We start from the raw sequence: 17894 nt of genomic DNA on the forward strand, positions 1-17894 counted from the left end.
AGAAGGGGCTGACAAAACGAAACGCCCCGGCGCAGGCGCACGGGGCGTAGCTCGACCGGAACATCCGCAAGCTGGGCAAGCGAACTCCGGGAGCACATCCACGGTCACCTACGCGGGTCGTCCGCAGTTTCAGCGGATCCTTCGGCCACCCCGCCCTCTTACGAGCGCAAGGCAACGACCAGCGGTCTTTGGCTTCTGGGGAAGAGTACGTGAAGGCGTCGAGGTCAGGCAAATCCGGTCGTACGACGCCAGGATTCCGCGCGGCTCAGCCCTTCTGGGCGTCCTTCATGGCCTTGGCGAGGTCGACCGTGTCCTTGGCGGCCGGGGCCTTGACGGTCACCGGCTTGTTGTAGTCGAGGAAGGTCATGGTGACGTCGAACGGGCCCTTGTCCGCGGCGGCGCGCACCCGGAACTGCTTGGTGTGGTCGTCCGGACCGATCCACAGGTCCATCGTGAGCTTGTCGGCGCCCATCTCCTCGTACTGCTTGAGGTTCTTCTCGCGCCGCTCCCGCACCGCCTTGTCCTTGGTCCTCAGGTTCGCGCGGATGGCGTCGAGGGTCACCGTCCCCTTGTAGTGGGTGGTCCGGACGCCGTCGACCTTCTCGGTGCCGACCTTCTTCACGTCCTTGGAGCCGGCCAGGAAGCCGGCCTCCTGGGCCGGGTTCTTGCCGGTCTCGTCCCGCCACTTGGTGGTGTCGAACGTCATCCCGCCGGACGTGCGGCTGTGCCCGGACAGGTCGAACTTCATCCAGTGCTTGCCGTCCGTCCCCCCGACGGGTTCGGCGCCCCCGCCCATGTACAGCACCCCGTCGACCAGCCGCATCTCGACGCTCTTCCCCTTGTCGGGCCCGTCCAGCGCAGCCGTCCTCAGGCTCATGGCCGGTGGTTTCAGGCTCAGCGCCCCCTCGCCCCCGACCCGGCCCTCCTGCGGGACCCGGCCCGACATGCGGTAGCGGAGGGAGGTGATGTCGTCCGCGTTCTTCGCCGCCCTGGCGACGGCCGCCGCGGGTGACATCTTGGGCGACTCCCCCGCGTCGCCCTTCGCGCAGGCGACGCCGCCCCCGCCGAGGACCAGGACGGCGAGCGTCACGCCCGCAGCCCTGCGCCGCACGGCCGCATCCACAGAAAACCCCATGATTCCCCCCAGGAAACAAATGGTCGATTCACAGACAGTCGGCCGTGAGCGTAGCCCAGGGGGTTCAGGCGGTCTTCTGAGTTTTGTGGGGTTCAGGAGGTTCGATCCGGAGGTTCGATCAGGAGGTGGTGCCGCCCGTGCTCTGCGCCTTCAGCAGGTCTTTGAAGTCGGCGGTGTCGCTGGCCGGGGGCTCCGTGGCGGAGACCTTCACGCCGTAGTCGCTGTAGTACGCCGTCGAGGACATCGTGCCGCTGGACAGCTCGCCCTTCTCGACCTTCTTGACCAGCAGGTTGTCGCCGTTGACCCAGATGTCGACCTTCTCCGTGCTGACGCCGGCCGCAGTGAGCTGCTTCTTCAGGTCGGCCAGCTGGCTCGCGCTGAGGTTGGAGGTCTTGGTCGCCATGTCCGCGACGTTCACCGTGCCCGAGTAGTGCGTGGTCTGCTCGCCTCGCACCCTGTCCTCGCCGACCTTCTTGACGTCGCCGGAGGCCAGCAGGAGCTTCACCGACTGGTTCGGCGTGGTGTTCTGCATCTGGTCCTTGAGGTACGCGCCCGAGCTGCCGCCGAGCTTGGCCAGATCGTCGTACCCGTACCTGATCCAGTGCTTGCCGCCGGTCTGCTCGGCGAACTTGTCGCTCATCTTCGCGAAGTAGGCGTCGGGCAGATAGCGGGCCTGCATGGACGTGCTGCCCGTCTGACGCATCGTGTCGGCCAGCGTGCCGCCGGTGTACGTGATCGTCATGGTGCCGGTGAGACCGTCGGCCCAGCCCATGGTGCCGTTCGCCGTCATGGACATCATCGTGCCCATGGTCGTCGAGGACTCGACCTTGGCGGAGTCGGCGCCGTCGGTGGACTTCTCGGCGGAGCGCAGGGCGGCTATGGGGCTGACATGCGTCGTGCCCTTGTGCACCGCCTTGTCGTCCTTGCCGGAGCTCCCCGAGCCGCCTGAGGAACCACAGGCGGCCACCCCCGCCAGAGCGGTCGTCAGCGCGATCGAAAGGGTCACGCGGCGCACGGTCATGCTCTTCATTGGTCCCCACCCCTATGCGAATCCTGTGCTCTGCACGCTAGCGCAGCCCACTGACACTCGTATCCGGAATATCGTCCGCGGGTTCGCCCCGGGAACGTCTCCGGAAAAGGAGACGGGCCCCGCACCTCGAAAGGTTGCGGGGCCCGTGTCAAGAACGCGTACGCGACGCGGTCACCGGGGTGAGCGGGAGGCTCAGACGGCGGCCGGGTCCTCCTCGACGAGGAGGTTGCGGGTGCGGTTCGAGTCGAGCTGAATGCCGGGGCCGATCGTGGTGCTGATCGTGGCCTTCTTGATGTAGCGACCCTTGGCGGCCGACGGCTTCAGACGAAGGATCTCGTCCAGCGCGGCGCCGTAGTTCTCCACCAGCTTGGTCTCGTCGAACGAGGTCTTGCCGATGATGAAGTGCAGGTTCGAGTGCTTGTCGACGCGGAACTCGATCTTGCCGCCCTTGATCTCGGTCACAGCCTTGGCGGTGTCCGGGGTCACGGTGCCGGTCTTCGGGTTCGGCATCAGGCCACGGGGACCGAGCACGCGGCCCAGGCGGCCGACCTTGCCCATGAGGTCCGGGGTGGCGACGACGGCGTCGAAGTCCAGACGGCCCTTCGCAACCTCGTCGATGAGCTCGTCGGAGCCGACGATGTCGGCACCCGCGGCGAGTGCGGCCTCGGCACGGTCACCGGTCGCGAAGACCAGGACCCGGGCGGTCTTGCCGGTGCCGTGCGGGAGGTTCACGGTGCCACGGACCATCTGGTCGGCCTTGCGCGGGTCGACACCCAGGCGGAAGGCGACCTCGACGGTGCCGTCGAACTTCGAGGTGGAGGTCTCCTTGGCGAGACGGACGGCCTCGAGCGGGGCGTAAAGCTTCTCCCGGTCGATCTTGGCGTCCGCAGCGCGGAGAGACTTGCTGCGCTTGCTCACTGCTGCTCCTGATGTGTTCTGAGGAGTCGTGGTGCGGACCGAGCAGGCCCTGCCACGTGCGGCCGAAGCCGCATGGTTCCTACGAAGGTGGGTGTCAGCCCTCGACCGTGATGCCCATGGAACGGGCGGTGCCGGCGATGATCTTCGACGCGGCGGCCAGGTCGTTGGCGTTGAGGTCGGGCATCTTGGTGGTGGCGATCTCGCGGACCTGCGCCTCGGTGATCTTGGCGACCTTGGTCTTGTGCGGCTCGCCGGAGCCCTTCTCGACACCCGCGGCCTTGAGGATCATCTTGGCGGCCGGCGGAGTCTTGGTGACGAAGGTGAAGGAGCGGTCTTCGTAGACCGTGATCTCCACCGGGATCACCCAGCCACGCTGCGACTCGGTCGCGGCGTTGTAGGCCTTGCAGAACTCCATGATGTTGACGCCGTGCTGACCGAGCGCGGGGCCGACCGGCGGGGCCGGGTTCGCCGCACCGGCGTTGATCTGGAGCTTGATAAGCCCCGTGACCTTCTTCTTCTTGGGAGGCATTCCGGGTCCTCTTTCGTTTTCGCCTTCCTACGTCCGAGTCGCCCCGGACGGCTGCCTTCAACCGAGGTGATGATCCGGATGGAGGCATACCGCACAACGATAACGGGTATCCATGTGCGGCTAAAAACCGAGCAGGTCAGACCGGCTGTGACAGCCCGTCTGACCTGTTCGGAAGACGTACGTCCAGAAGGAGCTAGTTCTTCTGGATCTGGTCGAAGGAGAGCTCGACCGGGGTCTCGCGGCCGAAGATCTCGACGAGGCCCTTGACCTTCTTCGAGTCGGCGTTGATCTCGTTGATGGTGGCCTGCAGCGTGGCGAACGGGCCGTCCGTGACGGTGACCGAGTCGCCGACCTCGAAGTCCAGCACCTGGACCTCGACCTTGCGCTGCGGGACGGGCTTGCCCTCGGCCTCGGCGGCCTCGCGGGCGGCCTTCTCCTCGGCCTCCGGGGCGAGCATCTTGACGATCTCGTCCAGGGTCAGCGGGTACGGGTCGTAGGCGTTGCCCACGAAGCCGGTGACGCCGGGGGTGTTGCGGACGACGCCCCAGGACTCGTTCGTCAGGTCCATGCGGACCAGGACGTAGCCCGGGAGCTTGTTCTGCTTGATCGTCTTGCGCTCGCCGTTCTTGATCTGCGCGACTTCTTCCTGCGGCACCTCGGCCTGGAAGATGAAGTCCTCGACGTTCAGCGAAACGGCGCGCTGCTCGAGGTTGGTCTTCACGCGGTTCTCGTAACCGGCGTACGTGTGGATGACGTACCACTCGCCGGGGAGCGTGCGCAGTTCCTCGCGCAGGGCGGTGACGGGGTCGACGGGCTCGGCCTCTTCTTCGGCCTCTTCCTCGTCGGCGTCCTCGGCGTCGACGGCGAGGTCCTCCTCGGAGACGTCCTCGTCCTCGACGTCCTCACCGGACTCGTCCTCGACGTGCAGGGCCGCTTCCTCGGCGGGCTCGCCGGCGGCGGCGTCGGCAGCCTCGACCTCGTCGTCCTCGACGTCCGCGCCCTCGACGATGTCGAGTTCGTCGTCTACGGACTCGACCGACTCGATGGCGTCGTTCAGGTTCGGGTCAGACACGGTGGCTGCTTCTTCCTGGATACATGGGGGTGGAACACGCGAAAGGGGCGCCGGTGACGGCGCCCTTCGCTCTCGGCTCAGCCGAAGACGTACTTGGCGGCGTGGTTGAGCCCATAGTCAATCACGGTCACCAGGCCGATCATGATGACGACGAACACAATCACCACTGTGGTGTACGTCGTCAGCTGATTGCGAGTCGGCCAGACGACCTTGCGGAGTTCCGCGACGATCTGGCGATAGAAGGTGGCGAGGCGCTTCAGCGGGCCCTTCTTGGCACGCTTACCGCCCTTGCGAGCCTTCTTCTGGGACTCGGGCGCCTCGGCATCAGGCATGTCGATGGAGCCCACGGCGTCCGTCACTCGTCCTCACCTGATTCCGGGTCGTGGCCGTGCCGCGCCCGGTTGAGCCGCACGGCGGTGCATTGCAGTACGTACATGCGCACACATCCTGGCGAAGGAGTGTGTAGCAGGGCCGGAGGGACTTGAACCCCCAACCGCTGGTTTTGGAGACCAGTGCTCTACCAATTGAGCTACGACCCTTTGATTTCCCCCAACGTACCGCATCCGCCCGAGTGCTCGGTGTGCACCGGATGAGTGCGGCCCGTGAAGGCCAACGAGGTGAGAGTGTACGTGGTCCGGGGCCGGTCGTCGAACAGAAAGTGTCCGTACGGGCTTTGTCCGCCGAAGATCGACTGGTGAGCCGTCCGGATCCGGATGAATGTTCTGCCGATGTTCAGTCTGTGAAACCCGCGTGCCGGGGGCGTTTCCGGTCTGAAACGATGGGGCCCATGAGCGCTGCAACCCCTCCCACCGAGCGCCGGGTCTCCGCCCGAGTCGGCGCGATCTCCGAGTCCGCCACTCTCGCCGTGGACGCCAAGGCCAAGGCCCTGAAGGCCGCCGGGCGTCCGGTGATCGGCTTCGGCGCGGGTGAACCGGACTTCCCGACCCCGGACTACATCGTCCAGGCCGCCATCGAGGCCTGCTCGAACCCGAAGTACCACCGCTACACGCCGGCCGGCGGTCTGCCCGAGCTGAAGGCCGCGATCGCCGCGAAGACCCTGCGCGACTCCGGCTACGAGGTGGAGGCCGCCGAGGTCCTCGTCACCAACGGCGGCAAGCAGGCCATCTACGAGGCCTTCGCCGCGATCCTCGACCCGGGCGACGAGGTCATCGTCCCGGCGCCGTACTGGACGACGTACCCGGAGTCGATCCGTCTCGCCGGCGGTGTCCCCGTGGACGTGGTCGCCGACGAGACCACCGGCTACCGCGTCTCGGTCGAGCAGTTGGAGGCCGCCCGCACCGAGAACACCAAGGTGCTGCTCTTCGTCTCCCCGTCCAACCCGACGGGCGCGGTCTACACCCGCGAGCAGATCGAGGAGATCGGCCGCTGGGCCGCCGAGAAGGGCCTGTGGGTCCTGACCGACGAGATCTACGAGCACCTGGTCTACGGGGACGCCGAGTTCCACTCCCTCCCGGTGGTCGTCCCCGAGCTGCGCGACAAGTGCATCGTCGTGAACGGCGTCGCCAAGACGTACGCGATGACCGGCTGGCGCGTGGGCTGGGTCATCGGCCCGAAGGACGTCATCAAGGCCGCGACCAACCTCCAGTCGCACGCCACCTCGAACGTCTCGAACGTGGCCCAGGTCGCCGCGCTCGCCGCCGTCTCCGGGGACCTGACGGCCGTCGCGAAGATGCGCGAGGCCTTCGACCGCCGCCGCAAGACCATCGTGCGCATGCTGAACGAGATCGACGGCGTGCTCTGCCCGGAGCCCGAGGGCGCCTTCTACGCGTACCCCTCGGTGAAGGCCCTCCTCGGCAAGGAGATCCGCGGCAAGCGCCCCCAGGACACGGTCGAGCTGGCCGCGCTCATCCTGGAGGAGTCCGAGGTCGCGGTCGTCCCGGGCGAGGCCTTCGGCACGCCGGGCTACCTGCGTCTGTCGTACGCCCTGGGTGACGAGGACCTCGTCGAGGGCGTCTCCCGGATCCAGAAGCTGCTGGCCGAGGCGCGGGACTGACGTTTTCGCGCTCCACGCGTGCGTGTGCGGGCCGTTTCCCTTCGGGGAGGCGGCCCGCTTCTTCGTTCGGGCAAGCCCCCGATCAGGGAAAGCGCTACCGGCACGCCATCCACGTACGGCAAGATCCTGGGATGGAGCGCGTACGTGATGTCTCTGAACTGCCAAAAGCCCATCTGCACCTGCACTTCACCGGTTCGATGCGGCACACCACCCTGCTGGAACTGGCCGACAAGCACGGGATCCATCTGCCCGACGCGCTGACCAGCGGGGAGCCGCCCAAGCTGCGGGCGACGGACGAGCGCGGCTGGTTCCGGTTCCAGCGGCTGTACGACGCCGCGCGGTCGTGCCTGAGGGACCCCGAGGACATTCGGCGCCTGGTGCGCGAGGCCGCCGAGGAGGACCTCAAGGACGGCTCGGGGTGGCTGGAGATCCAGGTCGATCCGACGTCGTACGCACCTCGCCTGGGCGGTCTGATCCCGGCCCTGGAGATCATCCTGGACGCGGTGGACACGACGGCGCGCGAGACCGGGCTCGGGATGCGTGTCCTGGTGGCCGCGAACCGGATGAAGCACCCGCTGGACGCCCGTACGCTGGCCCGCCTTGCCGTGCGGTACGCGGGCCAGGGCATCGTCGGTTTCGGGCTCTCCAACGACGAACGGCGGGGCATGGCGCGGGACTTCGACCGGGCCTTCGCGATCGCGCGGGAGGGCGGGCTGCTGTCCGCTCCGCACGGCGGCGAGCTGACCGGGCCGGCCTCCGTCCGCGACTGCCTGGACGACCTGGGCGCCTCGCGGATCGGCCACGGGGTGCGTGCCGCCGAGGACCCGCGGCTGCTGAAGCGGCTCGCGGACCGCGGGGTGACCTGCGAGGTCTGTCCGGCCTCGAACGTCGCTCTGGGGGTCTACGAGAAGCCGGAGGACGTCCCCCTGCGCACGCTCTTCGAGGCAGGCGTCCCGATGGCCCTCGGCGCCGACGACCCTCTGCTCTTCGGCTCCCGGCTGGCCGCCCAGTACGAGATCGCCCGCCGCCACCACGACTTCACGGACGCGGAACTGGCCGAGCTGGCCCGGCAGTCCATCCGCGCCTCGGCCGCCCCGGCGGACGTACGGGCGAAGCTGCTGGCCGGGGTGGACGACTGGCTCAGCGGTCCGGTCGCGCCTCGCGAGCGCTGATGAGGTGGTGGGTCGGGGCCGTGCCGGTACGTCCACCGTCGCCGGTGGGCATTACTGCCTGCTTCCACAGCATGAACTTGCCCATAACCACGTAAGCGACGGGCTGGACGTACCGGTACGGCCCCTTCCGTGCGTCGCCGACCGCGGGTGCGTGGGGAGTGCCTCATGGGGCGAGTGCGCGGCTCAGTAAGGGCCCTCGGCAACGGAGATACCCCGCAGCAGCGTGCGCGCCAGGGCCGGGGCGAAGGTGTCCAGGGGCGGCGGCTCGCCCTCCTCCGTCGAGTCGTACGCGAAGGCCCGCTGGGCGCACGCGCCGAGGAGCAGTGACGCGGCCGCGTAGGTGTCGGCGTAGGGGTGGATGCGCCCGGCCCGCTGTTCCGCGCGCAGATACGCGTCGACGCCTCTGATGGGCATGTGCGGGCCCGCGCCCATGGCCCGCATGGCCGCGTCGTGGCGGCGTTTGAGCTGCGTTTCCGCGTACAAGGAGGCGGCGATCGGAAAGCTCTGCTCGTAGAAGAGGGCCGCTTGGCGGGCGACCTCCGTGAGGTTCTCCTCGACGGTGCGCTCCCCCGGCTCCGCCGTGAGCCTGCCCAGGAGGGGACCCAGTGTGGGCAGTCGCTCCTGCAGGACGCGGATGAACAGCTCCTCCTTGCTCGTGAAGTACTTGTAGAGCGCCGCTTCGGAGCAGCCCGCCGCCTTGGCGATCTCCTTGGTGGTCGCGCGGGCGAGTCCGACGGTGAGCATGAGCTGGTGCGCCGCGTCGAGAATGCGGATCCTGGCCGGTTTCTGCGGCGCGGGCTCCGCGGCGGATTTCTGCTGCATGGGGCCCAAGGATTCCATGACGCAACCAATCAAGCTTGACGGGTGGGTGAGTACTTACCCACTCTAGGAGGTGGAGTGGTGAGTGAACACTCACCCACCACTCATCCATCTACGGGGAGCGGAAGGGGAGCAGGCCATGAAACTCACCGTCTTCGGTGCCACAGGCGGCATCGGCCAGGAGATCGTCCGGCAGGCCCTGGAATCGGGCCACCAGGTCACGGCCGTCGTACGGGACCCCGCGCGGCTGACGGTCACGGGCGCGGGCCTGGAGGTGTTCCGTGCCGACCTCACGGACCCGGAGGCGCTGCGCCCGGCGGTCGCGGGAAGGGACGCGGTCCTCTCTGGACTCGGCGCCCGCAGCCGCAAGGACGCCGGGGTCGCGGCCCGGCTGACCCGTACGGTGCTGGGCGCCATGGAGGCGGAGGGCGCGCGGCGGCTGCTGGTGGTGAGCGCGAGTCCGGTCGGCCCCGACCCGGAGGGCTCCGCACTCGTCGACCGTGCCATGCGAGGCGTGATCTCCGGGATCCTGAAGGACGTCTACGCCGACCTGAAGGAGATGGAGGACGAGCTGGCTCGCAGCGCGACCGACTGGACGGTCGTCCGCCCGCCACGCCTCCAGAACAAGCCGGTGACCGGCACGTATCGCACGGTTGTCGGCAGCTTCCCGCTCAAGGGCCGGTTCATCGGCCGCGCCGATGTGGCACACGCGATGCTGGCGATGATCGACGACGCGGGGACGGTGAAGCAGGGGGTGGGCGTGGCCTACTAGAGCTCGGCTCCGACGGTCACCGGCTCGTTGACCAGTGTGATCCCGAAGGCGTCGCGGACGCCGGCGACGACCTCGCGGGCCAGCGCGAGAAGATCCTCGGTGGTGGCCTCGCCCCGGTTGGTGAGGGCGAGCGTGTGCTTGGTGGAGATCCGGGCGGGCCCGCTGCCGTAGCCCTTGGTGAAGCCCGACTTGTCGATCAGCCAGGCCGCGGAGGTCTTGGTGTGGCCGTCGCCCGCCGGATACGCGGGCGGCATGGCGTCCGCGCCGAGCCGATCCTTCACGCGCGCGTGGAACGCGGCGAACTCCTCGTCCGTGAGGATCGGGTTGGTGAAGAACGACCCGGCGGACCAGGTGTCGTGGTCCTCGGGGTCGAGCACCATGCCCTTGCCCGAGCGCAGCTTGAGAACCGTCTCGCGGGCGGCGGCCAGCGGCACCCGGTCCCCGGCCTCCACGCCCAGCGCGCGAGCCGTCTCCGGGTACTTGATCGGCGCCGACAGGCCCTCCGCGTCCTCCAGCTCGAAGCGGACGCGCAACACGACATGGCGCTCGGGGTCGGCCTTGAAGCGGCTGTGGCGGTACGAGAACGCACAGTCGGCGTTCGTCAGCGTGACCGTCTCGCGCGTCTTCCTGTCGTACGCGATCACCTCGGTGATGGTCGACGACACTTCCTGACCGTACGCGCCCACGTTCTGGATCGGCGTCGCACCCGCGGAGCCGGGGATACCGGCGAGGCACTCGATGCCCGCGAGCCCGGCCTCGACGGTGCGGGCGACCGCGTCGGTCCACACCTCGCCCGCCGCCAGCTCCAGCCTCGTACCGTCGAGGGCGAAGCCGCTCGTCGCGATGCGCAGGGCGGTCCCGGCGAAGCCCTTGTCGCCGATGACCAGGTTCGATCCACCGCCGATGACCAGCAGCGGCGTACCGGCGTCGTCGGCCTCGCGCACGGCGGCGATCACCTCGGCGTCGGTCGTGGCGGTGATCAGCCGGGTCGCGGGACCCCCCAGCCGGAAGGTGGTCAGCGGGGCGAGCGGGGCATCGTGGAGTTCCTGCACGGGCCCAAGACTACGAGAAGGCGGGGGATCGCCTGGCCACCCGGGGGCGCGAGGCATGGGATCGCACCACCGGCGCGCAAGGCATGAGCGCACGCCCCGGGCGCAAGACACAAGATCACGCCCCTCCCCCGCGCCCGAACTCCAGACTCCACACCCCCGGCGCGCGGTGTGCGAGTTCACGCCCCCAGCGCGCACCGCACGCGAACGGCCCCGCCCGTCAGGGCAGGGCCGTTCCCGCTCATCCGCGGCTCAGTCGAAGCGCCGCAGCACCTGCGCCCAGTCAAGGGGCAGTTCGTCGGCGGACGCCGTCCACGTGAGGAAGGTCGCGTCCTTCATCTGGGTCCGGAGGCCGCCCGCGGACGGGGCGTGCGCGCCGGAGCGTGCGAACTGCTTGAGCGCCGCGGGCGACTCCCAGGCGGACAGGGTCCAGAAGGTCCGCCGCAGGGGCGCCGCCTTCAGGGAGGCGCCGTACGCGCCGGGCGCCTTGCCGACCTGGCGCCACACGCCCGGCGTCCGTACGAGGAACCGGAGCGCTCCCCAGAAGGTGCGGGTCTCGAACCGGGAGGCCATGACGTGCACCTCGGCGTGGAGCGGCGGCGTGTTCGGCACGGTCCAGGGCAGAGTAGGCATCGCGAGGCTCCTTCCGGGGTTTCAGTGGGAGACGGTTTCGAGAGCGGGCGCCGAGGCCGAGGCAGCCACCGGCGTCTCGGTCACCAGCTGCCGCCGGGGCAGCAGCGCCGCGGCCACCGCTCCCACGCCGACCAGCACCGCACCCACCCACAGCGCCGGCGAGAGCCCGTCCACGAAGCGCTGTGCGGACTCGTAGCCGCCCTGGGCCGAGAAGACCGAGGCCAGGATCGCGATGCCGAGGGCGCCGCCGACCTCGCGGAGGGCGTTGTTGGCGCCGGAGGCGATGCCCTGCTCGGACGGGCGGACGCTGGACATCACGAGGTTCGCGGCCGGGGCGAAGTACAGCGCCATACCGATCCCGCTGATGATCAGAGCGGGGAGCTGCGCGGCGTACGACACGTCGGGCGACACGATCACGGCGAACCAGCCGAGCCCGACGGCCTGCAGCGCGAGGCCGACGGTGACGACCGGGCGGCCGCCGATCCGGTCCGAGAGGTATCCGGCGATGGGGGCGACGATCATCGGCATCCCGGTCCAGGGAAGCATCCGCAGACCCGCCTCGGTGGGCGAGTAGCCGACGACGCCCTGGAGGAACTGGCTGAGCAGGAAGATCGATCCGAACATCCCGACGAACATCAGCAGGCTCGCGGCGTTGATCGCGGAGAAGGCGCGGCTGCGGAAGAGGCGCATCGGCAGCATCGGGTTCTTGCTGTGGATGCCGTGGTGGACGAAGCCGGCGAGGAGCGCACCGCCCGCGATCAGGCCGGTGAGCACGGGGCCGCTGGTCCAGCCGTCGATGTTGCCGCGGATCAGGGCGTAGACGATGCCGAAGAGACCGCCGCTGGCGAGCAGGGTGCCGGGGATGTCCAGCGGTGCGCCGGTGCCGTGCGACTCGGCGAGCCGCAGCCGGGCGAGCGGCAGCACGGCCAGGCCCAGCGGGACGTTCAGCCAGAAGATCCACTGCCAGGACACATGCTCGGTGAGGCTGCCGCCGATGAGGGGTCCGGAGGCGACCGCGAGTCCGTTCACGGCGCCCCATATCCCGTACGCCATCCCACGCTTGGCGACCGGGACCGCGGCGGTCAGCAGGGTCAGGGTGAGCGGCATCATGATGGCCGCGCCGACGCCCTGGACCGCACGGGCCGCGATCAGGGAGTTGATGCCCGGCGCCAGGGCCGCGGCGGCGGACGCGCCGGTGAAGACGGTGAGTCCGGTCATGAAGAGCCGACGGCGGCCGAACCGGTCACCCAGAGCCGCGCCGAACATCAGCAGCACGGCGAAGGTGAGCGTGTAGGCGCTCACGGTCCATTCCAGGTCGCCCAGCGCTCCCCCGAGGTCCTTGCGGATGGAGGGCAGTGCGGTGGTGACGACGAGGTTGTCGAGGGCCGCCATGAATCCGGCGACGCTGGTGATGACGAGGGCCCAGACGGCTCCCCCGCGACGTGTGGTCTGTGCGGTCTGCTGTGACATCGCTCCCCCAGAGCGTGATTACTGCCAACGGTTAGTTATTGATGACTAACTTTTGCGCCCATGAACGTGCCCACGAAAAGGCGCCGATCTCCGCCTTCCCTGCCCTGCTTTTCGCCCTGCTTCCGCCCTACTTCTCCAGCCGGCCCGTGACGCGCGCCGACGGGTAGAGCCCTTCCCAGACCCGGTGCTCGGGCGGAAACCCCATGGACACCAGGCAGTTGATGAGCATTCCGTACGCCATGAACGTCGCGGTTTCGTCCACATCGGCCCCGAGCGGCACATGAACGGTGTCCCACAGCCGCATCCAGCCGGCCCGCACCGCCTCACCGAGTTCGTGGTCGCCGGCCTCCTCGGCCGCCGACACCGCCACGTACATCTGCATCTGCATGAGCAGCCATTCGGGCTGCTCCGCGATGACCTTCACGTACGCGTTCGCCATGGCATGCAGGGCCTCCTCGCCCTCCAACCCCTTGGAGGCCTCCTCGAAGGTGCGCTGCGTGAGCTCCATGCAGCGCTCCGCCGCCGCGAGGAAGATCGCCTTCTTACCCGGGAAGAGCCGGAAGAGATACGGCTGCGAGACACCCACACGCTTGGCGATCGCCTCGGTGGACGTGCCGTAGTAGCCGCCTCGGGCGAACTCGCTCATCGCCGCGCGGATGACGCTCTCGCGCCTCTCTTCTGCGCTCATCCTGACCATGCGACTAAGTTAGTACTCAATCACTAACTACGTCAAGGGGGGTTCTGGGACGTCGGTCGGCTGGGCCGAGGAGGCGCCCGGCCGGAGTCGCCGCGTCCCCGACGGGGGACTCTCTGCCGACGGACTCTCTGCCGGGCCGGACTCTCTGCCGGGCCGGGCGGGCGAGCCGGACTGGCCGATCCGGACTGGCCGATCCGGCGTTCCGGCGATCCGCAGACCGGCGTCCAGGATTCCCAAGTCGCCTACTTGGTACGTTGCTTGGCGTGATGTTGACTGCCGTGCCGGCCGGCTGCCGATGAGTGCGCATGAACTGCCCCTCGCCCAGGGACTGCCCGTCGCGATCGTGGACGCATGTCTGCGGAACGGCGGCGGCGGGAGCCCGACGGCGGTGCTGGACGAGACGGCGCTCAGCGATGAGCAGCGTCGTCTCGTGCCCGTGCTGGCCGGGACATCGCATGCGGTCTTCGTCTCCCCGTCCGGCGCCCAGCACAGCGGTGCGGCGGTTTCCCTGCGCTTCTTCACCTCCGAGGGAGAGCTGCCGGCCTGCGGCCATGGAACGGTCGCCGCCCTGGCCTTTCTCGCCGCACGAGCCGGAGGCGAGGAGTACCGGACCCTTCTGAACGCCTCGGGACGCGTCTTCGAGGGCTGGTCCCTGCGCGACGGGACACGCGACGGGACACCCGAGACCCCTGAGGGGACGTCTCAGGGGGCATCGGTGAACGCGGCCTTCGAACCGGGCCCCGTGGATCTGCGGGAGCCCACGGAGACCGAGTGCGGGGCCGTGCTCACCGCTCTCGGAATCACCCGGGACACGCTGGCGCCCGGTGCCGCCGTCGCCTCGGTGGGACGGCCGCGTCTGCTGGTGCCCCTGACCACCCGGTCCGCCCTCGCCGCGCTCACCCCGGACTCCGGTGCTCTCCGCGCCGCCTGTGACCGGCTGGGCCTCCTCGGCTGCTACGTCTACTCCGTGCCGGAGCCCACGGGCCGCGCGGCCGCCCGTATGTTCGCCCCGTCGATCGGCGTCCCCGAGGACATCGCCAACGCCAACAGCACCGCCTGCCTCGCCGCCCATCTGGCCGGTCGGGGCATCACCCGTATCGCCGTGGACATGGGCGACTCGCTGGGCAGCCCGGCCACGATCACCGCCACGGCACAGCCCGGCCCAGCGGGGCCGGTGATCCACCTGGGCGGCGCCGCGAGACTCACCCGGGTGGTCCGGCTGAATCATCAGTAAGGGGCGCCCGCCAATGGCGAGCGCCCCTTACTTCACGTACGACTTACTTCACGTACGACCACGGCCGACGCCATGCGTTACCTCACACGACTACCGCCGGGGCTGTGCGCCACTTCACACACGGCAACAGCCCGCGCTCCGCATTACTTCACGCACAGCTACTGTCCGCGCTGCCCGTTCACGCCAGTCGTACGACCGCGCGCGACATGCCCAGGACCTTCTGACCCGCGCTGGTCGCGGTGAGGTCGACGCGAACGGTGTTGTCGTCGAGCTTGGCACCGACCTTGGCGCTGACCTCGACGGTCGCGCCCTTTTCGTCGTTCGGGACGACGACGGGCTTGGTGAAGCGGACGCCGTACTCGACGACCGCGCCCGGGTCGCCGACCCAGTCGGTGACGACGCGGATCGCCTCGGCCATGGTGAACATGCCGTGCGCGATGACGTCGGGCAGACCGACCTCGACCGCGAACTTCTCGTTCCAGTGGATCGGGTTGAAGTCCCCGGAGGCACCGGCGTACTGCACGAGCGTGGCACGAGTCACGGAAAACGTCTGGGCCGGCAGCTCGGTGCCGACCTCGACGTCCGTGTAAGAGATCTTCGCGGTCATGTCAGCCCACCTCCGCCGCGCGCGCCACGAGCTTGGTGACGGCCGTGACGACATGCTCGCCCGCCTCGTCGTGAACCTCGCCACGGATGTCCAGGATGTCGTTGCCCGCCAGGGACTTGATCGACTCGATGGTCGAGGTGACCGTGAGCCGGTCGCCCGCGCGCACCGGGCGGGTGTAGGCGAACTTCTGGTCGCCGTGCACCACGCGGTTGTAGTCGAGGCCCAGTTGCGGGTCCTGGACGACCTGGCCCGCGGCCTTGAACGTGATCGCGAACACAAAAGTCGGCGGGGCGATCACATCGGGGTGGCCGAGCGCCTTGGCGGCCTCCGGGTCCGTGTACGCAGGGTTACTGTCCCCGACGGCCTCCGCGAACTCGCGGATCTTCTCCCGGCCGACCTCATAGGGGTCGGTGGGCGGGTAGGACCGCCCCACGAAGGACTGGTCGAGCGCCATGGGCTCGGCACCTCCTGGTTCTCCATAACGACGCGAGGCCGCCCCCCGTGAAGGGGACGGCCTCGTGTACGAGCCTGATTTATCGCGTTTCGCGGTGCGCGGTGTGCGCGTTGCAACGCGGGCAGTGCTTCTTCATCTCCAGTCGGTCCGGGTCGTTACGCCGGTTCTTCTTGGTGATGTAGTTCCGCTCCTTGCACTCCACGCAGGCCAGCGTGATCTTCGGGCGGACGTCGGTGGCAGCCACAGGAGTGCTCCTTGACGAACGGATGGGACGATTAACGCATAAAAGAGTAGCCGATCGAAGGACCGACCCCACAATCGGCTACTGTCAGTAGCGGTGACCGGACTTGAACCGGTGACACAGCGATTATGAGCCGCTTGCTCTACCGACTGAGCTACACCGCTTTGATGGGATCAGGTCCCGCCTTGCGACGGGAACCTCACCCACCAGAGCCCCAATACGGAATCGAACCGTAGACCTTCTCCTTACCATGGAGACGCTCTGCCGACTGAGCTATTGGGGCGAGCGATGAAGACATTACACGGTCGGCCGCCGATCGCCCAAATCCGTTTCGCGGCACCCGCCCCGGCCTGTTCCCGGCCGTTTCCCGCGCGTTCCCGCAGCCGCTCACGAGCCCCTCACGCACCACGGATCACCACCGATCACAGGAGCGTTCCCGCCCATGCCCGAGGCCCGCCCTCGCCCGGGCGGCCACACGGGTACGAGCCGCGGGACCACACGGGTACGAGCCGCGGAACACCACGGATACGAGTCGCGGAGCACCAGGGATACGAGCCGCGGGACCACACCGATACGGCTACGGACCACACCGGTACGACTATTGCGCTCCTCCCCGACGCGGACGGATCGCCGCCCTAGGCTCGACTCACGCTGCGTGATCTTGTGTCCTCACGCTCCGCAGTCGCCCCTCCCGCAGCCGCCCCCGAGCCCCAGGAGCGCGATGCCCGACAGTCAGCCGCAGCCACCCCACTCCCGTTCGGGACAGACCGACACGGCCACGCTCCTGTTGTGCGGGGCGCGGCTCACCGACGGCCGGACCGTGGACGTGCGGCTGGGCGGCAGACGGATCGAGGCGGTCGGCACCGCCGGGAGCCTGACGAGAGGCGCCCACGGGGCCCTCGCGGCGAAGGTGGACCTCGACGGCTACCTCCTCCTGCCGGCCCCGGCCGAGCCCCACGCCCACAGCGACACGGCCCTGACGGCCGAGGGCGACGGCCCCCTCGCGTACGACGCCCAGGAGGTCCAGCGCCGGGCCACCGAGGCCGCGCTGCTGCAACTCGGGCACGGCGCGACGGCACTGCGCTCGCACGTGCACGTCGGCGACGTACAGGGGCTCGACGCGCTGGCGGCGGTGCTCCAGGTGCGCCGTTCGCTGCGCGGGCTCGCCGAGTTGACGGCGGTGGCGATGCCTCGGGTGCTGACCGGGGTGGCCGGGGCCGACGGACTGGCCATGCTGCGGGACGCCGTGAAGATGGGCGCCTCCGTGGTGGGCGGCTGCCCGGACGCCGACCCCGATCCGACGGGGTACGTGGAGGCGATCCTGGAGCTCGCCTCCGAGCACGGCTGCCCGGTCGACCTGCACACGGACGGCGCGGACCCCGCCCGGCTCGCCCGGCTCGCGGCGATGGCCGGCGGGCTGCGCCCCGGGGTGACGCTCGGCCCGTGCGGCGGGCTCGGTCGGCTGCCCTCGGAGACGGCCTCCCGGGCAGCCGACCAGCTCGCCGCGGCGGGCGTGACCGTGGTGTGCCTGCCGCAGGGCGGCTGCGGGGCCGTGGAACGGCGCGGGACCGCTCCCGTACGGCTGTTGCGGGCGGCCGGGGTACGGGTCGCGGCGGGCAGCGGCGCCCTGCGCGACGTATCGAACCCGGTGGGGCGCGGCGACCCGCTGGAGGCCGCGTATCTGCTGGCCTCGCGGTACGGGCTGCGGCCCACGGACGCCTACGACGCGGTGAGTTGTGGCGCCCGGGCCGCGCTCGGACTGCCCGAGGTGCGCGTGGAGGCTGGATTTCCGGCCGAGTTGCTCGCCGTGCGCGGGGATCGGCTCGCGGGGGCGCTGTCGTTGGCGTACAGCCGGATCGTGGTGCACCGGGGGCGCGTGGTGGCGCGGACCAGCGCGGTGCGGGAGTACTGCAACTCGGCGGCCGCTGCGGGGATGGAGTTGCCTCGGCAGGGGCGGGGAGAACCGTCGTAGTCATAGGAGAGCGGTTATGGGAAGCGGCCTTTGACGGCCCCCCGCCTGCGCGTGGGGGGCCGTCAAAGGCCGTCAC

The 17894-nt window shown here is 69.4% G+C and carries 19 protein-coding genes and 3 tRNA genes; 5 read left to right on the forward strand and 17 right to left on the reverse strand.

Translation table 11 applies throughout. The annotated features are described in order from the left end of the window. Positions 1–265 precede the first annotated feature (265 nt). From OIC96_RS19070 to OIC96_RS19100, 7 genes are all read right to left on the reverse strand, one after another. A complete protein-coding gene (locus tag OIC96_RS19070; protein WP_330306690.1) occupies positions 266–1135 on the reverse strand; it encodes a DUF1396 domain-containing protein in 870 nt (289 codons plus the stop codon). Between the two features lie 118 nt (positions 1136–1253). Further along, complete coding sequence (locus OIC96_RS19075; protein WP_330306689.1) at positions 1254–2165, reverse strand: hypothetical protein; 912 nt, start codon at positions 2163–2165, stop codon at positions 1254–1256. Positions 2166–2357: 192 nt separating this feature from the next. After that, on the reverse strand, positions 2358–3083 hold the full coding sequence (rplA, locus tag OIC96_RS19080; RefSeq protein WP_330306688.1) for a 50S ribosomal protein L1: 726 nt from the start codon (positions 3081–3083) through the stop codon (positions 2358–2360). Between the two features lie 94 nt (positions 3084–3177). Beyond that, on the reverse strand, positions 3178–3612 hold the full coding sequence (gene rplK / locus OIC96_RS19085) for a 50S ribosomal protein L11 (protein ID WP_330306687.1): 435 nt from the start codon (positions 3610–3612) through the stop codon (positions 3178–3180). A gap of 193 nt (positions 3613–3805) precedes the next feature. Beyond that, positions 3806–4684: a transcription termination/antitermination protein NusG gene (nusG, locus tag OIC96_RS19090; protein WP_330306686.1), complete on the reverse strand. Its 879-nt coding sequence runs from the start codon at positions 4682–4684 to the stop codon at positions 3806–3808. Between the two features lie 77 nt (positions 4685–4761). Beyond that, positions 4762–5043 carry a preprotein translocase subunit SecE gene (gene secE / locus OIC96_RS19095; protein WP_067367170.1) on the reverse strand — a complete coding sequence of 94 codons (282 nt, stop codon included), beginning with the start codon at positions 5041–5043 and terminating at the stop codon, positions 4762–4764. A gap of 107 nt (positions 5044–5150) precedes the next feature. Then, positions 5151–5223, reverse strand: a tRNA-Trp gene (locus tag OIC96_RS19100). 248 nt (positions 5224–5471) lie between these two features. Between OIC96_RS19100 and OIC96_RS19105 the strand changes: the two genes are divergently transcribed. Together OIC96_RS19105 and OIC96_RS19110 are read left to right on the forward strand one after the other, a co-directional pair. After that, on the forward strand, positions 5472–6698 hold the full coding sequence (locus tag OIC96_RS19105; RefSeq protein ID WP_330306685.1) for a pyridoxal phosphate-dependent aminotransferase: 1227 nt from the start codon (positions 5472–5474) through the stop codon (positions 6696–6698). Between the two features lie 131 nt (positions 6699–6829). After that, positions 6830–7870, forward strand: a complete 1041-nt coding sequence (locus OIC96_RS19110; protein ID WP_330306684.1) for an adenosine deaminase — start codon at positions 6830–6832, stop codon at positions 7868–7870. Between the two features lie 183 nt (positions 7871–8053). Here OIC96_RS19110 and OIC96_RS19115 read toward each other — a convergent pair whose 3' ends face one another. After that, on the reverse strand, positions 8054–8692 hold the full coding sequence (locus tag OIC96_RS19115; protein ID WP_330306683.1) for a TetR/AcrR family transcriptional regulator: 639 nt from the start codon (positions 8690–8692) through the stop codon (positions 8054–8056). Between the two features lie 136 nt (positions 8693–8828). On the opposite strand from OIC96_RS19115, the gene OIC96_RS19120 reads away from it, so the two are divergent. Further along, complete coding sequence (locus tag OIC96_RS19120) at positions 8829–9461, forward strand: NAD(P)-dependent oxidoreductase (protein ID WP_330306682.1); 633 nt, start codon at positions 8829–8831, stop codon at positions 9459–9461. Here the strand turns inward: OIC96_RS19120 and OIC96_RS19125 are convergent. The 4 genes from OIC96_RS19125 to OIC96_RS19140 all read right to left on the reverse strand — a co-directional run bounded on the left by OIC96_RS19125 (position 9458) and on the right by OIC96_RS19140 (position 13310). After that, positions 9458–10513 (reverse strand): UDP-N-acetylmuramate dehydrogenase, encoded by a 1056-nt coding sequence (locus OIC96_RS19125; RefSeq protein WP_330306681.1) that lies wholly within the window; start codon positions 10511–10513, stop codon positions 9458–9460. The genes OIC96_RS19120 and OIC96_RS19125 overlap by 4 nt on opposite strands. A 249-nt stretch (positions 10514–10762) precedes the next feature. Further along, on the reverse strand, positions 10763–11143 hold the full coding sequence (locus tag OIC96_RS19130; protein ID WP_327430954.1) for a DUF3291 domain-containing protein: 381 nt from the start codon (positions 11141–11143) through the stop codon (positions 10763–10765). A gap of 21 nt (positions 11144–11164) precedes the next feature. Then, positions 11165–12613: a DHA2 family efflux MFS transporter permease subunit gene (locus OIC96_RS19135; RefSeq protein WP_330306680.1), complete on the reverse strand. Its 1449-nt coding sequence runs from the start codon at positions 12611–12613 to the stop codon at positions 11165–11167. A 127-nt stretch (positions 12614–12740) separates the two neighbouring features. Next, positions 12741–13310, reverse strand: coding sequence for a TetR/AcrR family transcriptional regulator (locus OIC96_RS19140; RefSeq protein WP_330306679.1), 570 nt, complete (start codon positions 13308–13310; stop codon positions 12741–12743). 295 nt (positions 13311–13605) lie between these two features. Here OIC96_RS19140 and OIC96_RS19145 point away from each other — a divergent pair, with 295 nt between their 5' ends. Then, positions 13606–14544, forward strand: a complete 939-nt coding sequence (locus OIC96_RS19145) for a PhzF family phenazine biosynthesis protein (RefSeq protein WP_330306678.1) — start codon at positions 13606–13608, stop codon at positions 14542–14544. Between the two features lie 178 nt (positions 14545–14722). Here the strand turns inward: OIC96_RS19145 and OIC96_RS19150 are convergent, their stop codons facing one another. The 5 genes from OIC96_RS19150 to OIC96_RS19170 form a co-directional block, all read right to left on the reverse strand. Next, positions 14723–15151 (reverse strand): MaoC family dehydratase, encoded by a 429-nt coding sequence (locus OIC96_RS19150; RefSeq protein ID WP_330306677.1) that lies wholly within the window; start codon positions 15149–15151, stop codon positions 14723–14725. A 1-nt stretch (position 15152) separates the two neighbouring features. Continuing rightward, the gene (locus tag OIC96_RS19155) at positions 15153–15605 is read right to left on the reverse strand and encodes a MaoC family dehydratase N-terminal domain-containing protein (RefSeq protein WP_327430949.1); all 453 of its coding nucleotides are present in this window, start codon (positions 15603–15605) and stop codon (positions 15153–15155) included. A gap of 79 nt (positions 15606–15684) precedes the next feature. Continuing rightward, positions 15685–15849 (reverse strand): 50S ribosomal protein L33, encoded by a 165-nt coding sequence (gene rpmG / locus OIC96_RS19160; RefSeq protein WP_004571794.1) that lies wholly within the window; start codon positions 15847–15849, stop codon positions 15685–15687. Between the two features lie 88 nt (positions 15850–15937). Further along, positions 15938–16010, reverse strand: a tRNA-Met gene (locus OIC96_RS19165). A 46-nt stretch (positions 16011–16056) separates the two neighbouring features. Further along, positions 16057–16129, reverse strand: a tRNA-Thr gene (locus tag OIC96_RS19170). 438 nt (positions 16130–16567) lie between these two features. Between OIC96_RS19170 and OIC96_RS19175 the strand changes: the two genes are divergently transcribed. After that, positions 16568–17818 carry an amidohydrolase family protein gene (locus OIC96_RS19175; protein WP_330306676.1) on the forward strand — a complete coding sequence of 417 codons (1251 nt, stop codon included), beginning with the start codon at positions 16568–16570 and terminating at the stop codon, positions 17816–17818. Positions 17819–17894: the final 76 nt, after the last annotated feature.

Source organism: Streptomyces sp. NBC_00775, assembly GCF_036347135.1.
Lineage (GTDB): Bacteria > Actinomycetota > Actinomycetes > Streptomycetales > Streptomycetaceae > Streptomyces > Streptomyces lutosisoli.